Annotated in this window: 10 protein-coding genes; 8 read left to right on the plus strand and 2 right to left on the minus strand. The window is 41.9% G+C overall.

What is annotated here, in order from left to right:
* Positions 1–47: 47 nt before the first annotated feature.
* The gene (locus ACH11B_RS11570; protein WP_130856360.1) at positions 48–500 is read right to left on the minus strand and encodes a hypothetical protein; all 453 of its coding nucleotides are present in this window, start codon (positions 498–500) and stop codon (positions 48–50) included.
* Between the two features lie 379 nt (positions 501–879).
* Between ACH11B_RS11570 and ACH11B_RS11575 the strand changes: the two genes are divergently transcribed.
* From ACH11B_RS11575 to ACH11B_RS11605, 7 genes are all read left to right on the plus strand, one after another.
* On the plus strand, positions 880–1,653 hold the full coding sequence (locus tag ACH11B_RS11575) for a hypothetical protein (RefSeq protein ID WP_013665472.1): 774 nt from the start codon (positions 880–882) through the stop codon (positions 1,651–1,653).
* Between the two features lie 273 nt (positions 1,654–1,926).
* Positions 1,927–9,012 (plus strand): cell surface protein SprA, encoded by a 7,086-nt coding sequence (sprA, locus tag ACH11B_RS11580; protein ID WP_377612670.1) that lies wholly within the window; start codon positions 1,927–1,929, stop codon positions 9,010–9,012.
* A gap of 625 nt (positions 9,013–9,637) precedes the next feature.
* Positions 9,638–10,018, plus strand: a complete 381-nt coding sequence (gene gcvH, locus ACH11B_RS11585; protein ID WP_130856363.1) for a glycine cleavage system protein GcvH — start codon at positions 9,638–9,640, stop codon at positions 10,016–10,018.
* A 170-nt stretch (positions 10,019–10,188) separates the two neighbouring features.
* The gene (locus tag ACH11B_RS11590) at positions 10,189–10,572 is read left to right on the plus strand and encodes a VanZ family protein (RefSeq protein WP_013665475.1); all 384 of its coding nucleotides are present in this window, start codon (positions 10,189–10,191) and stop codon (positions 10,570–10,572) included.
* 458 nt (positions 10,573–11,030) lie between these two features.
* The gene (locus ACH11B_RS11595; protein ID WP_130856364.1) at positions 11,031–11,252 is read left to right on the plus strand and encodes a FeoA family protein; all 222 of its coding nucleotides are present in this window, start codon (positions 11,031–11,033) and stop codon (positions 11,250–11,252) included.
* A 27-nt stretch (positions 11,253–11,279) separates the two neighbouring features.
* Positions 11,280–13,382 (plus strand): ferrous iron transport protein B, encoded by a 2,103-nt coding sequence (gene feoB, locus ACH11B_RS11600; protein ID WP_377612667.1) that lies wholly within the window; start codon positions 11,280–11,282, stop codon positions 13,380–13,382.
* A 176-nt stretch (positions 13,383–13,558) separates the two neighbouring features.
* Entirely contained in the window at positions 13,559–14,170 is a 612-nt protein-coding gene (locus ACH11B_RS11605) for a hypothetical protein (protein WP_013665479.1), read from the plus strand.
* A 401-nt stretch (positions 14,171–14,571) separates the two neighbouring features.
* Here the strand turns inward: ACH11B_RS11605 and ACH11B_RS11610 are convergent, their stop codons facing one another.
* Entirely contained in the window at positions 14,572–15,234 is a 663-nt protein-coding gene (locus tag ACH11B_RS11610; protein WP_377612665.1) for a YceH family protein, read from the minus strand.
* A 47-nt stretch (positions 15,235–15,281) separates the two neighbouring features.
* Here ACH11B_RS11610 and ispG point away from each other — a divergent pair, with 47 nt between their 5' ends.
* Positions 15,282–17,294 carry a (E)-4-hydroxy-3-methylbut-2-enyl-diphosphate synthase gene (gene ispG, locus ACH11B_RS11615; RefSeq protein WP_207303758.1) on the plus strand — a complete coding sequence of 671 codons (2,013 nt, stop codon included), beginning with the start codon at positions 15,282–15,284 and terminating at the stop codon, positions 17,292–17,294.
* Positions 17,295–17,365 lie beyond the last annotated feature (71 nt).

The following is a 17,365-nucleotide window of genomic DNA, read 5'->3' on the forward strand; positions in this document are numbered from 1 at the left end:
AACTTAACTATTTCCCTACTCAACAACTTAACTACTCTACTATTCAACTATTTTTCTTTACTAAGGTTAATCGTGATCGAGTGTTCGTCCAAACCTTCAATGTGCTCATCGGTAAAAATGTCTTTTGATTTCTCCTGAATGGCAGTGAGTAAATCCTCTGCCGATCCTTCGTAGTCTACTAAGATCACAGAGCCGGATGGACTGAATTTCATCTTGGTACTTTCGACTCCCTTGCACGTCTCAACCTGCTCGTTTAGCTTTTTAAGATTCGTGAGGTTAATACCGGAAATATTAATGGTCGTAAAATCTTCTTCCGCACTTTCCTTTTTCTTAAAAAAGCCTAACACTTTATCACCGGTTCCTTTTGTTTTATCGGCTGTGTTAGATGCTTTTTCTACTTTGTTTAATGCTTGGTCTACTTTATCAAATAAACTTTGCGCTTTCACGCTGGCCACACACAAAAAAATCAGGGGGGCACAGCAAACAATTAACTTTTTCATAATCCAACTTGTTATTTAATACGTTTCTGTTTGTTCAGGTAAAGGGCTAATAAAATACTTTATGGACTCTTTCTGTAATACACATTAGCTTAACAAAATTGCTTGATTCCGTATGGTTCTACAATCCTCATAAATGAGTTATTTTTTCTACAGGTTTTCCGGTAGTTTAGATCGTTTATTGCTCAAGAAAATGAACAAGATGAATAAGCGACTTTAGATCATGATTTTTCGACTTTCACTGCCGTTTCTTGTCAAAATATGCGTGATTCTCAGCTAAGTGATGAAAATCGTCAGGATGAAACTTGAGGTTCTGAATTATAGGAAATAAACCGAATTAGATATTTTAGCCTTCTTTTAACTTAATTCGTTTAATAATTTTATGCGTATTTTAACAATTAACCGTAACTGCTTAATTTTATGTGTCTTGTTCATATTGATCTTCATTGGCGGATGTAAAAAGGATGATCCCGTCAACCCGACCCCGGAAGTTCCGTCACTTACAATGGCCCAACTTTATCAACACGCTATTTTGGATGCAATGGTAGCCGATAGTTCGGAAGTCATTGACACACTTTGGCAAATTTCGAAAGAGAACACGGCGCTGCAATGGAAAACAATCAATGGGAAAGACTATGTTTTATTAGCCAGCTTTATGCGCTATCCGAACAGCTACCCGGTAGGAGATTCCATTACGAACGTATGGGGCGAATCTTGGGTCTTTATTCCTCAACAAATGAAAGCGCGCATTGGCAAAGACTTACAGACTACCAGTGATACGACCATGCGTATCTGTCAGCTCTTAGGTCTGCCTCCAGCCAACGAAAGAAGCAACACACATATTGCGGAAATGTGGGTAAACCCCGAACGCCTGTATCGACCTGCTGGAGATCCGAGAGTTGCTACACGGACAGCAGGGGCAGTATTAAGTAATAACGTTTCAGAAACTTATAACACTTGGTTCAATAATTATATTCTTTTTGCTTATTATAGAACCCTCTCCGGTTCTGCTGATTTTCATTATCCTTGGACTCGCTTAGGTTATACGTATGATTGGGCTCCTGACAGCCCCGAAGTCGGTCTGAGTGAATACGTACTTCAGGCAAGCTCGGGGGCTTGGGTCGAACGTGTAGCTCCGGTCGGAAGCTATTTTTGATAGCCTTCGTAATACACCTGACAATCTAAAAGCAAAGCTAATGGCTTTGCTCCTTGAATAAAAAAGAAGGCCTCTCTTCTTATACACGGGGAAAAATAATTATCTACGAATTAGTGTTTCTTGGCTAAAATCTGAACAAAATGAACAAAGGCCATGTGTGCACTTTTTTGTTCGTTTGTACCTGAATTGGTGGTGTTTTTTTAAGCCATAGTAATGGCCTGAACTCAAGTTATCAATTATATTATAAAGCAAGTACATTCATTTACCTGTGCTGTGAGAAATACCTTTTCGAGTATACTATTTTTTCTTTTTTTCTTTTCAGTTCCGGGGGCGATAGATGTTTTGGCCCGGCAAAAGCCGGCATTATCAACTAATAGAGATAGTACTAAGAATGTAAGTGACAGTACGGGAGTGCTTTATCCCATTAAGGACGAACCTTTCCTAAATTTATACCAACGAGATAATGGTATTCATCTTCGTAAGCCCGGGACTATCAAAAGGGAAATAGACTTTGATCCCATTGGTAGGCAATATATCATTCGAGATAATATTGGAAGCAGCATGTACCGTCCGCCACAGTACTTGAGTATTGACGAATATCAGCAATATGAAAACCAATCGTTGAAAGAACGTACTTGGCGAGAGCTGTCGGATGACTTTTCCAGACGTGCGCGGAAAGATGGATGGATTCCTAGTATTCAAGTGAATAGCCCTACTTTCGAGAAGATTTTTGGTGGAAATACGATTAATATTATACCTAGGGGAAGTGTGGATGCTACCATTATGGGACAATATAATAAAAACGATAATCCCATGTTCAATGAGCGCCAACGGAAGCAATTCGGATTTGATTTCGATCAGCGTATCCAGATGAACTTAACCGGTCAGATCGGTGATCGAATGCGCATCATTACCAATTATAATACGGAGGCGCAGTTCGACTTTGAAAATCAGATTAAGTTTGACTACGTGGGAAAAGATGACGCAATCATTCGTCGTATCGAAGTGGGTAATGTAAGTATGCCTTTAAATTCTACATTAATTTCAGGCACACAAGCTCTTTTCGGTGTAAAGACGCAATTGCAATTTGGTAAATTGGGGGTAACGAGTGTCTTTTCACAGCAACGATCGCAAAGCAAGGAGATCACTATTACCAATGGCGCGCAGCAAAATGAGTTTTCGTTGAAAGCTGACGAGTACGAACAGAACAAGCATTACTTCCTTGCGCAGTACTTTCGCGACAATTATAATAGAGCAATGTCCAATGCTCCTTTATTATTAACGAATGTTAATATTACGCAGATCGAAGTTTGGGTTACGAATAGGAGTAACTCGATCGAAAATAGCCGAGATGTATTGGCTTTTATGGACCTAGGAGAAAGTCGCCCCTGGAATCCGATGTTTAATCAGCCGGGAGGTTCTCAGTTACCGGCGGCGGGTGTGGTAGGCGACCCTGCCTTTCCTGAACAGTCGAACCGGCTCTTGCAGATTTTGCAACAGCAATACCCCGATGCCCGCTATAGCTCATCAAATGCTGTTGCCGCCCTTTTCCAAAGTAGTGGAGCTAACGACAACTATGCTCGCCTTTCCAATGCACGGAAATTAACGGAAAAGGAGTATACTGTGAATCGACGGTTGGGATATATTTCCTTAAATACACCATTAAACGCTGATCAGGTACTGGCGGTTGCTTATCGCTATACAGCCAACGGGAGGGAATACCAGGTAGGCGAATTTTCTACGGATATTCCTATTACCCCATCCAATCCACAGGTGCTCTTTACCAAGTTGTTGAAAAATGAAGTATTGAAGCCTAATTTACCTGTTTGGGACCTAATGATGAAAAACATCTACTCGATCGGTGCTTATCGGGTAGGACGAAATAATTTTATTCTGAATGTCTTTAGACTGGAAGACGAAACGGGGGTTGAACGGCCGGTGATGTTTGAAGGGAAAAATACCACCAACAAATTATGGCTGCAGTTGACAGGCTTGGACCGACTTAATCCACAGAATGATCGACAGCCTGACGGGGTTTTTGACTTTTTGGAAGGCCTGACGATCGACCCGGAATATGGAAGGGTTGTATTCCCGGTAGTGGAACCTTTCGGAAAGGATTTGAAGAGCTTATTCGCCCCGGGAGAGGAGCAGTTGGCAGAGCGGTATGCGTTTCAAGAACTCTATGACTCAACCAAGGTGGTTGCACAGCAACTGTTTGCCAACAAAAATAGATACGCAATACGCGGCACCTATGAATCCGAAGCAGGATCGGAGTTCCAGCTAGGAGCGATTAACATCCCCCGAGGGTCGGTACAGGTCTATGCAGGTGGGATTCCCTTGCAAGAAGGGGCAGACTTTACGGTGGATTACGAAATTGGAAGGGTACGCATCTTAAATGAGGCGCTACTAAGATCCGGGCAGGCCATTCGAATAAAGATGGAAAACAATGAACTCTTTGGCTTACAACAACGGACCTTATTTGGGTCCCGATTAGATTATATGGTGAACGACCAGCTTCAACTGGGCGGTACTATTATGAATTTATCGGAACGACCACTAACGCAAAAAGTCAATTTAGCGCAAGAACCAATCTCCAATACCATTTGGGGATTTGATGTGAACTATAACGCTCCTTCTCGATGGCTTACGCGTATGGTGGATAAAATTCCATTTATTAATACACGTGAGGAATCTACTATTTCCTTCTATGGCGAATTTGCTAATCTGATACCGGGACATTCGAAGGCAACCAATATCGCCGGATCCAGAAATGGCGCCAGCTATATTGATGATTTTGAAAACAGTCGGTCTATAATTGATTTAAAAGGCGCCTATAGCTGGCAAATTTCGGGTACGCCTCAATTGTTTCCCGAGTCACAGCTATCTAATGATTTACGCTATGGCTACAACAGGGCCCGACTAGCCTTCTATAATATTGATCCGGTTTTTTATCGGAATGATAATAGTCTTACACCTGCGAATATTAGGGGTAATTTAACGGAATTGTCGAACCATTACGTACGGGAGGTATTGGAACAGGAGGTGTTTCCGAATAAGCAAACGGTTACCGGACAGCCTTTGTTCATGTCTACACTTGACCTCAGTTTTTATCCTACAATAAGAGGCCCTTATAACTATACGCTTTCAGGTGTAAACAGTGATGGTACCTTAACCAATCCCAAATCCCGCTGGGGAGGTATGTTCCGACAAATTCAAACGCCTGATTTTGAAGCACAAAATATCGAATTTATCGAGCTTTGGATGATGGATCCGTTCATTTATAAACCACAGGATGAGGGTGGGGATCTTTATTTCAACTTGGGAAATATCTCGGAAGATATCTTAAAAGACGGACGTCGGGCCGTGGAAAACGCACTGCCTACGAATGGCAATTATGCAGAAATGGACCTAACCAATTGGGGAAGAGTTCCTAAACTGCAACCCATGGTGCAGGCCTTCGCGAATAATCCCGATCAACGCGCATTACAGGATGTCGGCTTAGATGCCTTGAACGATGCCGACGAACGAAATCATTTTTCGAACTTTCTGTCGCAAGCTAGTGCAACGTTAAACCCGCAACCTTTACAGGAGTTAAATAACGACCCCTCAAGCGATAACTTCAGCTATTTTAGAAGTGCCGAATTGGATGCGCAGAATGCCGGTATTCTAAAACGGTATGAGCGATTTAACGGGACGGAGGGTAATAGCAAAACTGCGGAGCAGGCCGGAGCAGGAGATGGAGTCAATACGTCGGCATCTACCTTATTACCCGATGGGGAGGATGTCAATCGGGATAATACCATGAACCAGATCGACGAGTATTATCAGTACCGTGTTTCTGTTCGTCCGCAGGATATGATGGTGGGTAAGAACTTTATTGTGGATATGATTGATGCACCCGTTACCTTGGCCAATGGTAAGAAGGAAAATGTGAAATGGTATCAACTACGCATTCCAATTACGCAATACGAATCCAAGGCAGGCGATCCCCAAGACTTTAAGTCTATTCGCTTTATACGGATGTTCATGACAAATTTCGCGGATACGTCTATCCTAAGAATGGCGAGATTACAATTGGTAAGGGGCGAATGGCGGCGATTCAATTCGGAACGATCGCCTACAAAAGTCATTGCAGATCCAACTTTAAATAATCCGGGTTTAGACAATTCTACCATTGAAGTAGCGGCGGTTAGTATTGAAGAAAACGGGAACAGGCAACCGATTCCGTACGTAGTTCCTCCGGGCATCGAACGACAGATCGATTATGGCAATTATAACACAAATGTACAATTGAATGAGCAGGCTTTGTCGGTCACCGTCAACCGGTTGCGAGATGGTTATGGACAAGCGGCCTATCGTACTTCCACCAATGACTTTCGAGCTTACAAACGCTTGCAGATGTTTGTTCACGCGGAAGGCGATGAGTTGCGAAGTGGAGATTTACATGGTTTTATAAGGGTGGGAACCGATGGCATCGAAAACTATTATGAGTACGAAATGCCACTCGAAGTAACGACGCCGGGAAGCCGGGATCCAGACGCCATTTGGCCGTCAAGTAATCGTATGAATGTCGAAATTAAGCTATTCCAGGAAGCAAAAGAAGCAAGAAATAAAGCTACCCTACCCGATGGTAGTCCTTGGCCGATCAATTTGCCCTATAGCTTTGTGGATGGCACAAATACCGTGACGATTAAAGGACAACCGGACATCAGTAAAATCAGATTCTATATGCTGGGTGTCAAAAATCCGTTGAAAGGACAAAATAATGCAAATGATGACGGGATGGAGAAATCAGGTGTTATTTGGTTCAATGAATTACGTTTGACCGATTATGAGGATAAGGGGGGATGGGCCGCAACAGCTCGTTTAAATGCTAAATTGGCCGATTTCGCGGATGTGACGGTTTCTGGAAGTAAGAGTACCATTGGCTTTGGTGCAATCGACGCGCGAATCAATGAGCGAAATCGGACGGAAGATCGATTTTTTGACTTTACAAGTAGTGTGGAACTGGGTAAGTTCTTCCCCGAACGCACGGGCATCAGAATTCCTTTTTATTTTAATTATTCAAGTCAGGTGCGTACCCCACAATACAATCCCTTAATGCCGGACATTGAAATGAAATCGGCACTGGATGGACTGAATGATAATCAAAAAGATTCCCTTCTGCGCCTGACGCAGGATTATACGACGCGCAAAAGTATCAGCTTCATGAACGTGCGGAAGTTGCGTATGGATAACGAAAAACCGGTACGTTTATGGGATATCGAGAACTTTAGCGTCTCCTATGCTTTCTCACAGTTTTACCATCGTGATTATTTGACAGAGAAATCCGTTCAAAACAATTATCGCGCTTCACTATCTTACGATTATGTGCAAAATAAAGATAAGTACATAGAACCGCTGAAGAAATTATTTAAAGGAAGATATACTCGTCTATTAAGTGATCTGAACTTTAATTTGATGCCTTCTTTTATTAATTTTCGGATTGATGTACAAAGACTTTACACCGAGAACACACTTCGTACTGGCAGTTCACCGGATAACTACCTGCCTGCCGGTAATATAGGTACCCTCTATAATAAGAATTTTACGATGACGCGGCTATATGGTATTAGCTGGAATCTTACTCGCTCACTAAAGCTGGATTTTAATGCTACTAACTATTCTATTATAGATGAACCGCAGGGACGTTTGGATGGCTTAAAGCGGGATACTTTATGGGAAAACTTCTGGAAGTTGGGGAGAACGACTGACTATAACCATATGATGAATTTAACCTATAATGTGCCGCTGGATAAAATTCCGGGACTTGATTGGATCAATGTAGCCGCTCGTTATGGAAGTCAGTTCGCTTGGCAGACCCAACCCTTATTGGCAATCAACGACCCGAACCTGAATATCGGAAATACGATTCAGAACTCGCGGACCTTGCAACTAAATCCGCGGTTCAATCTTTTGGGGCTCTTTAATAAATTCCCTTTCTTTAGGGATGCGCGAAATGGACGAAGTCCGAACAAAGGAACTGAAATCCTGGCAAACTTTGTTTCCGGCATTAAGGATATTAACGCTGCTTACACCAGGGTTGATGGAACGTTTTTACCCGGATATCTCGGGAAAACAAATATGCTGGGTTTGGACTTCGATATGAATGCCCCGGGCTTCGGATTCATCTTTGGTGGACAAGGGGATATATTGGGAAAAGCGATTGCCAATGGATGGTTGAGTACCGATAGCCTGCAAACGCAACTTTATGCGAAGTCTTTACGCGAGGATTTGAGTATCCGCGCTACACTGGAGCCCTTTAAGGATCTACGGATCGACTTGACAGCTACGCGGATTGAAAATAGAAATTTTACCACGCAAGTGCTCTTTAACGAAGATACGCAAGGATTTGAGCGGGTAACACCGGTTACAGCAGGGGATTACAGTATATCGTATCTCTCTTTGAAAACGGCCTTTTCGAACAAAGATGAGCTTTTCAGAACTTTTGAAAGAAACAGAGGGACAATCTCACGAAGATTGGGACAATTAAATCCCAATTCGGAAGGAACGATCGGCGATTTTGCTGATGGATATGGAAATACGGCACAAGACGTAGTAGTTGGCGCTTTTCTGGCGGCTTATACAGGCAAAAGCCCGGAGAAGCAGAGCTTAGGTGTGTTCCCGCGTATACCAATACCTAACTGGCGTATTATGTATAATGGATTGGCGAAATATCCTTTCTTTAGCGATTATTTATCCTCGTTGGAACTGGTACATGGTTATCGAACACTCTATAATATTAATGGTTACACCACACTTATTCGATATGGTGAAACGAATGGCGCGTCTTCGGTGAGAGATGTCAATGGAAACTTTTTGCCACAATATCAATTCTCACAAATTACTTTACAAGAGCAATTTTTACCCCTGATTGGCTTCAACGCTCGTTTCAAGAATAACCTAACAGCCAATGCGGAATATAGGAAGGCTCGGACTTTAAGCCTTAGCCTACAGAACAGTCAATTGGCACAGCTACTGGATGAAGGCTTCATTTTGGGGGCAGGCTATCGTGTTGCTAATTTTAGATTTCCCTTTGGTTGGTTTGCAGATAGAAAAGTTTCAAACGATTTGACCTTTAAACTGGATGTGGCTATCAATGATATGAAAACCTTGGTATACCGGTCCGATTCCGAGTTTTCTGAAATGGCCTCAGGAAATAAAAATATTACTTACCGACCGTCTATCGATTATATGTTCAATAATCGTTTTAATATCCGAATGTTCTTCGATAGCAATGCAGTGAAGCCTTATACTTCGCAAACCTATGCAACGGCCTATAGCAACTTCGGATTCAATTTGAGGATATTATTGCAGTAAGGAGTAGTTAATAGGGAAATAGTTGAGTAGGGAAATAGTTGAGTTGTTGAGACGTTAATTGGTCAATGTGATAACCGAACAAAGTGAGCTCATGAACACCTTAATAATAAAAACAGATAGTGAATAATTAGCCGATGAGCCAATGTGATGATGAGAGGCTAGCGCAACTGAAAGCTGAAAGCTGATTACTGAAAGCTCGTTGATTATTCGTAAGTGTTTGCTTTTTCGGCACTCATGAGCTTCCTACGGTCGGTTAGCCGATGTGATAATGAGCCAATTGGCCAATGTGATGATGTGATAAGGGCTGTGCGACTGAAAGCTGATTACTGACAACTGGTGAATGAGCCAATGTGATAATGGTTACCACATTAGCAGAAGCCCCTACTTAAAACCTATAACTTAGAACTTATAACCAAATAGCCGAAAGCTGATAGCTAAAAACTAATAGCTAAAAATCACTATTCCCTACTAACAAGTTCCCCATCCCGCTCAGGGGCTAAAGCATAGAGCCACGCAATGAAAATTGCATTTGAAAGCAATTTTATCTAAGTTTGGCAAAAAAACAACATGAATATACCGGTCTTCTTAACGAAGAAGGGTTACTAAAGCACTAAACAAAATAATAATGAATTTTCCAGCTGAATTAAAGTACACGAAAGACCACGAATGGATCCGTGTAGAGGGCGATGAAGCAACCATAGGAATTACTGAATTTGCTCAGCGTGAATTAGGCGATATCGTTTTTGTAGACATCAATACGGTGGGTGATGAGGTGGCTGTTAATGACGTATTTGGTACGGTGGAAGCAGTAAAAACCGTTTCTGATTTGTACATGCCGGTGACATCAACTGTGTTAAGTTTAAATGAAGCGTTGGATGGGTCGCCGGAATTGGTAAACAATGACCCTTATGGTGACGGTTGGATTATTAAAGTGAAAATCAGTAATAGTGCAGAGCTGGACGGATTACTTTCTGCTGAAGCATATCAAGCATTGGTAGGAGCTTAATACGCTGCTTTACCGAATTCGATTTTGTCATTAATATTACGTATTACGAGACAAGTGAAAGCGATAGATTGCTTCTTTTAATAGTAGTCTATCGCTTTAATTTTTTACTATTGGTTTATTTCTTGATCATTTTATAGAATGATACTTTTATTCTCCCCCTGCGCTAAGCTATGAAGCATTTTATATGGGCCATCTTGTGGGCCGTAGTTGTATTGTTACTTACTTGTTTGCCAATGGATAACACGACAGAAAAAGTACCGCACTTTGAAGGAATGGACAAATTGGTACATACTGGATTTTTCTTTGTTTTTTCGGTTTTGCTCTGTTTAGGTTACGCAAGAAAAAAGAAAACTCATCAGCCTCAATTCGGTATTTTTTTGAAAGCGCTCATTTTTTCGGCAATATTTGCTTTACTTACAGAATTTTTACAGTATCAGTTCTTTACCTATCGTAGCGGTGATTGGTGGGATGTTTTTGCCGACATGACTGGTACGGGTATGGGATTATTTTCGTACCTCGTGTTGCATAGAAGCTATAGGGCAGCAAAAATATAACGTGAAAAGTTAAAACAAGAAGTATCTGAGTTTTTTAACATAGAATGAAAATTTATATGAACAATAGGTATATCCTTTTCTTTTTAGTTGGCTTATGCCTCTTGCTTAGTTCTTGCGGACTTTTCAAAAAAGGATGTAATTGCCCGCCAATTAGTAAACACTATAGAACCGTGAACCGATAGCTATGAGTTTATGAAGCGCTGATTTAGTCGTGAATTTGTAAGAAGCTAATATCTTTTTTTGAATCATTCTAAATAAAGCTTACCTTTGGATTTGTTTGCGACAAGGCTCCTTGCCTTCTGTGGGTCGTCACTGTCGACGGATTGGAAAGGCACCTAGGGAAATGTCGCATTTCACGATGTCGGATGTTGAATCTGTATTCATAAACCTTTAGGTTTTGAATATAGCCTTGCCTACCGGCAGGTCGACCGTCGACTAGAGATAAAAAATATTTACGGATGAAACTGACAGCATTAAAAATCGGAAGTTCCGGTATTATTAAAGATTTTACTGACCTAAACCTTTCCATAAAGCTTATGGAAATGGGATGTTTACCGGGAGAACGGATTACTTTTGAACGGGTGGCTCCTTTGGGAGATCCCATTGCGGTGTCGATTGCCGGTTATCAGCTTAGTTTGCGAAAGGAAGAAGCGGCAACTATTATTGTTGAGGGATTGTAAAATATAGATAGATAAGTACAGATATTCATGAGAGTAGCGTTAGTAGGGAATCCGAATACGGGTAAATCAACTTTGTTCAATAGTCTGACCGGACTCAATCAAAAAGTTGGGAACTTTCCAGGTATTACCGTTGATAAAAAAACAGGAACCACTAAACTTCCAAACGGAAAGCATGTGGAAATCATCGATTTGCCGGGTTGTTATAGCCTTTATCCTAAAAGTCGGGATGAGGCAATTGTGCTGGAAGTATTGACGAATCCCAAAAATGCTTCTCATCCGGATCTGATCGTGGTGGTGGTGGACGCTACCAATCTTAAACGGAATCTGTTGTTGTTTACGCAAGTTGCGGATCTTAAAATTCCGATTATTTTGGCGCTGAATATGTCGGATGCCGCTCGGAAAGAAAAAATCCTGATCGATGTAGATAAAATGTCTCAAAAGTTGGGCGTACAAGTGGTGCCTATCAGTGCCCGAAAAAATGAGAATATAGAATTATTAAAGCAGGCTATTGCAGACGCACCCGGCATTGCGCTGCAAAAGCAAAGTATTGAGGTTTGTGAAATTGCTCCGGCACTGATCTCGCAGATAAAGCAGGATATTCGTATAAAGGAAGATTATGTAGCGCTTTTACTTGCTCATCAACATGAGATACTAGATTATCTTACCGAGGAAGAGAGCAACCATATCGAATCGCTGGAACAGGCAAACGCATTCCAGCCTCAACATTCGCAAACCAAAGAAACGATTGCTCGATATGATTTTATTAGCACGGTTTTACAGGAATCGGTAAAGCAAATGCCTAAGAATATAGCGGAAACACCGACAGGTAAAATCGATCGTATTTTGACGCATCGGGTTTGGGGTTTTGTCTCTTTCCTGGCTATTCTTTTACTCATCTTTCAAGCGATATTTGCCTGGGCCGAGTATCCTATGGGTTTAATAGAAAGTTTTTTTGCCTGGCTGGATGAAATAGGAAGACAGTATATCCCCGAAGGAGTTTTAGCTGATCTCTTATTGGACGGCATCTTAGCAGGGCTGGGCGGGGTATTGGTGTTCATCCCGCAGATTGCCATTCTCTTTGGTTTTATTGCCATTTTGGAGGACACGGGTTATATGGCCAGAATCACCTTCTTGATGGATAAGATTATGCGAAAAGTTGGGTTGAACGGAAAGGCGGTCGTGCCAATGATCGGCGGTTTAGCCTGTGCCGTACCGTCTATTATGGCGACGAGAAATATTGAAAGCTGGAAAGATCGGATTATTACCATAATGGTAACGCCTCTCATTAGCTGTGCGGCACGTTTACCGGTATATACTTTACTAATTTCTTTGGTTGTGCCAAACGATAAGATTTGGGGTTTCTTTAATCTGCAAGGCTTGGCCCTGATGGGCATGTATTTAATAGGTACGATAGGAGCCATTGTAGTTGCCTGGGTTATGAAAAAAGTCATCAAAACCAAGGAGAAATCCTATTTTATCCTGGAATTGCCTGTGTATCGGGCACCGCGGTGGAAAAATGTCTTCTTAACTATGTACGAGAAAGTGAAGACTTTTGTTTTGCAGGTAGGGAAGGTAATTATTGCCATGTCCATTGTTTTGTGGGTGCTAGCAACTTACGGTCCTCCGGGACGAATGGAGGCTATCGAAGAAAAATATCAAACTGAAGATTACGTAAACAACTACTCGGAAGAGGAACGGCAATTTTTGGAATCAGCAGAGAAGCTGGAGAATTCGTACGTTGGTATCTTGGGAAAGACGATTGAACCGGCTATAAGACCCTTGGGTTTCGACTGGAAAATTGGTATAGCGCTGATTACTTCTTTTGCTGCACGTGAAGTTTTTGTGGGAACGATGGCTACCATTTATAGTGTAGAAGAACCTGAAGACGATACCTCAACAATTCGACAAAAGATGCTCAGCTCAAAGGATAGTATAACAGGGAAACCGATTTATACGGTAGCCTCGGCTTTTTCTCTTATGATATTTTATGCTTTTGCCATGCAATGTATCAGTACCATCGCGGTGGTACATCGGGAAACTAAAAGTTGGAAGTGGCCAATTATCCAGTTGACCTACATGACGGCTTTGGCTTATTTTTCCTCTCTATTGGTGTTCCAATTGTTAAAATAGACAAAAGTGTCTTCGTGTCGAGTCGAGCTTATCCAGAGCGCGATAGTTAAAATTGATTAAGAAAAACGTTCGTTTATTACAGGCATTATTCCAATGTAAATATTAGGTGTTCCGGAACTTGCCGTGAAAGCCTTGTTTATTCTGAATATCTTGCTATTTTTAGCGTCGTATTTAAAATGATTGAAAAAACAAGGTTAGCATTAGAAAAATATGTTCCGAAGCAGGCTGCCCCAATAATTGCCCGTTGGATTCATCAAGCACCCTGCCTTTTTAAGATCAGCAAAAGCCGGACATCTAAGTTTGGTGATTACAGATCGCCGTACAAAGACAAAGGACATCGTATCTCGGTCAACCATAACCTGAACCCCTATGCTTTTTTGGTAACAACAGTGCATGAATTCGCGCATCTGAAAACTTGGAATGAACACAGAACAAAGGCAAAACCTCATGGTATAGAATGGAAACAGAATTTTAAATTATTAATGAAACCTTTTTTTGAAATGGAGGTGTTCCCAGATGATGTGAGACAAGCGGTATTAAGTTACTTGGCAAATCCGGCTGCTTCCAGTTGCTCTGATCTAACGTTGTATCGTATATTGAAACAATATGATCATCCTAAAAATGGGCATGTTAGGGTGGAAGAACTAGCATTGGGTAGTGCTTTTGCACTTCCCAATGGACGAATCTTTAAAAAAGGGGAAAAAAATCGAACCCGTTTTCGATGCGAAGAAATAGCGACCGGCAAAATTTATTTATTTAGTCCCGTAGCTGAAGTGTTCAAGCTGTAAGCTTTAGCTTTAGGTCGTTAATAAGTGAACTTGTTACCCCAGCCAGTTATAAGTTTTAAGTTATAGGTTTTAAGTAAGAGCTTCTGCTACTATAAGGCCGTAAGCTATAGGCCCTAGGCTATAGGCGTACCGAATTACCCTAGCCGGTTATAAGTTTTAAGTTATAGGTTTTAAGTAAGAGCCGTCATTGCATTGGACAACTAGCCAGCTATCAGAAATCAGCTTTCAGTCGCACTGGCCCTTCGTTATCGCATTGGCCAATTAGCTCATCGGCTAACCGACCGTAGGGAGCTCAGGAGTGCCGAAAAAGCAAACACTTACGAATAATTGTCACATTTGCTCATTGGCTAATTGTCACATTGGCTATTCACGATTTTCCTACTTAACAACTTAACTACTCCCTAATAAAGCTCCTTCATTAACTTTTCAAATGCCTCTTTTAATTCTTCAAGTTCTTGTTCTACCTTGGCTAAGCGAGCTTCCAACACGCCTGTATCTTGGATGTTTATAGCAGACACTTCATTGAATTCACTGCTTTCAAAATCAGGCATGCCACCAAAAAGATGCATATAACGAACCTCTTTTTGTCCGGGTCTCTTGGGAACTTGAATAATCATGGCAGGCAGTTCCGCTTCTTTGCTCAGCTTATCTAGATACTCCTGAATTTCTGCCAATGATTCAAATTCGTAAAGCCGGCCGGAATTACTGTTGATCTCGCCAACGGTTAGCGGACCTCTTAAAAGCAGAAGACATAAAATAGCTACTTCGGCGGGTATAATCGGATATAAAACACTTAAGGTATGTCTGTATTTAATGGTGCGGCTGGTGCCTCCGGTAGCCGTAGCAACTAAACCTTTCTTCCGCAAAGAATCCAATGCCGCTATAACGGTGTCGTCGTCATATTGCACGACAGGCTTCCGCGATGATTTTTGATTGCAAGCCGCTGTCAAACTGTTTAATGTTAGCGGATAATATTCGGGTGTCGTTTTGCTTTTTTCCATTAAAGAACCCAATACCCGCTGTTCTTCATTAGTTAATATAGGTAAGGTAATCTGTTGTTCCATGGCTAAAGATAGGAAAATTACCTAACTTTGTGCAACACATACAGGTTATGGATTTAACGAAAAAATTAACGCTCCCCGGAAAATATTGTGAATCGTTGACGCATTATAAGCGTTGGCTTACACGAGAGGTGCAAATCGGCGATGTTCCGATGGGAGGTACGCATCCGATCCGCATTCAAAGTATGACAACGGTGGATACGATGGATACCAAGGGCTCTGTTGAACAGACGTTACGAATGGTGGAGGCCGGTTGCGAGTATGTGCGGATCACGGCCCCCAGTATCAAGGAAGCGCAAAACTTAGCTGAGATAAAAAAAGAGCTACTCAAAAGAGGGTGCAAAGTCCCACTGGTTGCTGACATTCATTTTACGCCAAATGCGGCAGAAGTAGCAGCGCGTATTGTTGAAAAGGTACGAGTGAACCCCGGAAATTATGCTGATAAGAAGAAATTTGACCAGCTGACTTATACCGATGCAGCCTATCAGGCAGAGCTAGAGAGAATCTATACCAAGTTTGCTCCTTTGGTAAAAATCTGTAAGGAGTATGGTACCGCCATGCGAATCGGTACAAATCACGGTTCTTTATCGGATCGAATCATGAGTCATTATGGCGATACGCCCGAAGGTATGGTGGAGTCTGCACTCGAGTTTATCCGCATCTGTGAAGATCTTCATTATTACAACCTCGTCATTTCAATGAAATCAAGTAACCCGCAGGTGATGGTACAAGCGTATCGTTTGCTCGTGGAAAAGATGGTGGCCGAAGGGATGAACTATCCCTTACATTTAGGTGTCACAGAAGCGGGCGATGGAGAGGATGGGAGAATCAAATCGGCCGTAGGGATCGGTACCTTATTGGAAGATGGACTTGGAGACACGGTGAGGGTATCGTTAACAGAAGAGCCGGAATTGGAGGCACCGGTGGCTAGAGCATTAGTAAACCGTTACGTAAAACGTGCAGAACAAGTGTTGGAGATCAATTATTCACAAGAAATTGTAACTAATTCGAAACTTATCGTAGAAAACTTGGGCAGCCGACATGAAACGAAAGAGGTGAATGCCTTTATCGGCGGATCAATGGTCCCCCGTGTGGTGGCTGACTTATCTAACAAGCGATTGATAGACCCTATGGTATTAAAGGATATCGGATATATATACGACCCCCTGTTGGATAAATATCATATGGGTGATCAATCCGTTGATTTTGTTTTTTTTGGTGATAATTTGCCCTCCTTTACCATGCCGGGAAACTTAAAACAGGTTTACAACTTTGCCACCTGGTTGGGTTTAACGAATAAAGAGAATGCGCATCCATTATATACACTCCATGATTATATAAATGCTAGTGAACGTGATACCAATCTTAATTTGGTGCGCATTTTTCACGATGACTTAGAAAGCGAAGCGTTCGAAAATTTACCGATGGATCAAACCCTGGTTTTTGTTTTGGAGACAAGACAGCTGCATGGTATGGCCGATCAACGGGAATTTTTTGTAAAGCTAAGGAGTTGGGGACTGGAGATGCCGGTTATTGTGAAGCGATCTTATGATCCGGTAGAATTTAGCGGACCGGTAGGCGATATGATGAGTCCTGAAGAACCTATTTCTAAACTGCAATTATATGCTGCAACTGATTTAGGAGGGCTCTTGATAGATGGAATGGGCAATGGTATATGGATTGATGCAGCTTCCATTCCAACCGATAAGCTTGCATCCGCGTCGTTTGCTATCTTGCAGGCAACGCGTTCGAGAATTTCAAAAACTGAATATATTTCCTGTCCAAGTTGTGGTCGCACTTTATTCGATTTACAGGAAACCACGCAAATGATCAGGAGCCGAACGAATCATCTGAAAGGATTAAAGATAGCCATTATGGGCTGTATTGTAAATGGTCCGGGTGAAATGGCCGATGCAGACTACGGTTATGTGGGTGCAGGGCCCGATAGGGTGACACTCTATCGGGGAAAAGAGGTTGTGAAGAAAAACGTGCAGTCTGCAGATGCTTTGAATGAGCTGATAGAAATTATCCGAGCTGACGGCAATTGGGTTGAATTTGCTTAATTTTAATCGTCTATTATATACTCAGAACTATCGCTGCCCAAACTAATAAGCCAATGTGTTGTTATTACTAG

The organism is Olivibacter sp. EAT-5, assembly GCF_044784325.1.
GTDB lineage: Bacteria > Bacteroidota > Bacteroidia > Sphingobacteriales > Sphingobacteriaceae > Olivibacter > Olivibacter oleidegradans.

Bases quoted from the DNA above. Each gene is read 5' to 3' on its own strand.
- ACH11B_RS11570 (WP_130856360.1), bottom strand. From the start codon at position 500: ATGAAAAAGTTAATTGTTTGCTGTGCCCCCCTGATTTTTTTGTGTGTG.
- ACH11B_RS11575 (WP_013665472.1), top strand. From the start codon at position 880: ATGCGTATTTTAACAATTAACCGTAACTGCTTAATTTTATGTGTCTTG.
- gcvH (WP_130856363.1), top strand. From the start codon at position 9,638: ATGAATTTTCCAGCTGAATTAAAGTACACGAAAGACCACGAATGGATC.
- ACH11B_RS11590 (WP_013665475.1), top strand. From the start codon at position 10,189: ATGAAGCATTTTATATGGGCCATCTTGTGGGCCGTAGTTGTATTGTTA.
- ACH11B_RS11595 (WP_130856364.1), top strand. From the start codon at position 11,031: ATGAAACTGACAGCATTAAAAATCGGAAGTTCCGGTATTATTAAAGAT.
- feoB (WP_377612667.1), top strand. From the start codon at position 11,280: ATGAGAGTAGCGTTAGTAGGGAATCCGAATACGGGTAAATCAACTTTG.
- ACH11B_RS11605 (WP_013665479.1), top strand. From the start codon at position 13,559: ATGATTGAAAAAACAAGGTTAGCATTAGAAAAATATGTTCCGAAGCAG.
- ACH11B_RS11610 (WP_377612665.1), bottom strand. From the start codon at position 15,234: ATGGAACAACAGATTACCTTACCTATATTAACTAATGAAGAACAGCGG.
- ispG (WP_207303758.1), top strand. From the start codon at position 15,282: ATGGATTTAACGAAAAAATTAACGCTCCCCGGAAAATATTGTGAATCG.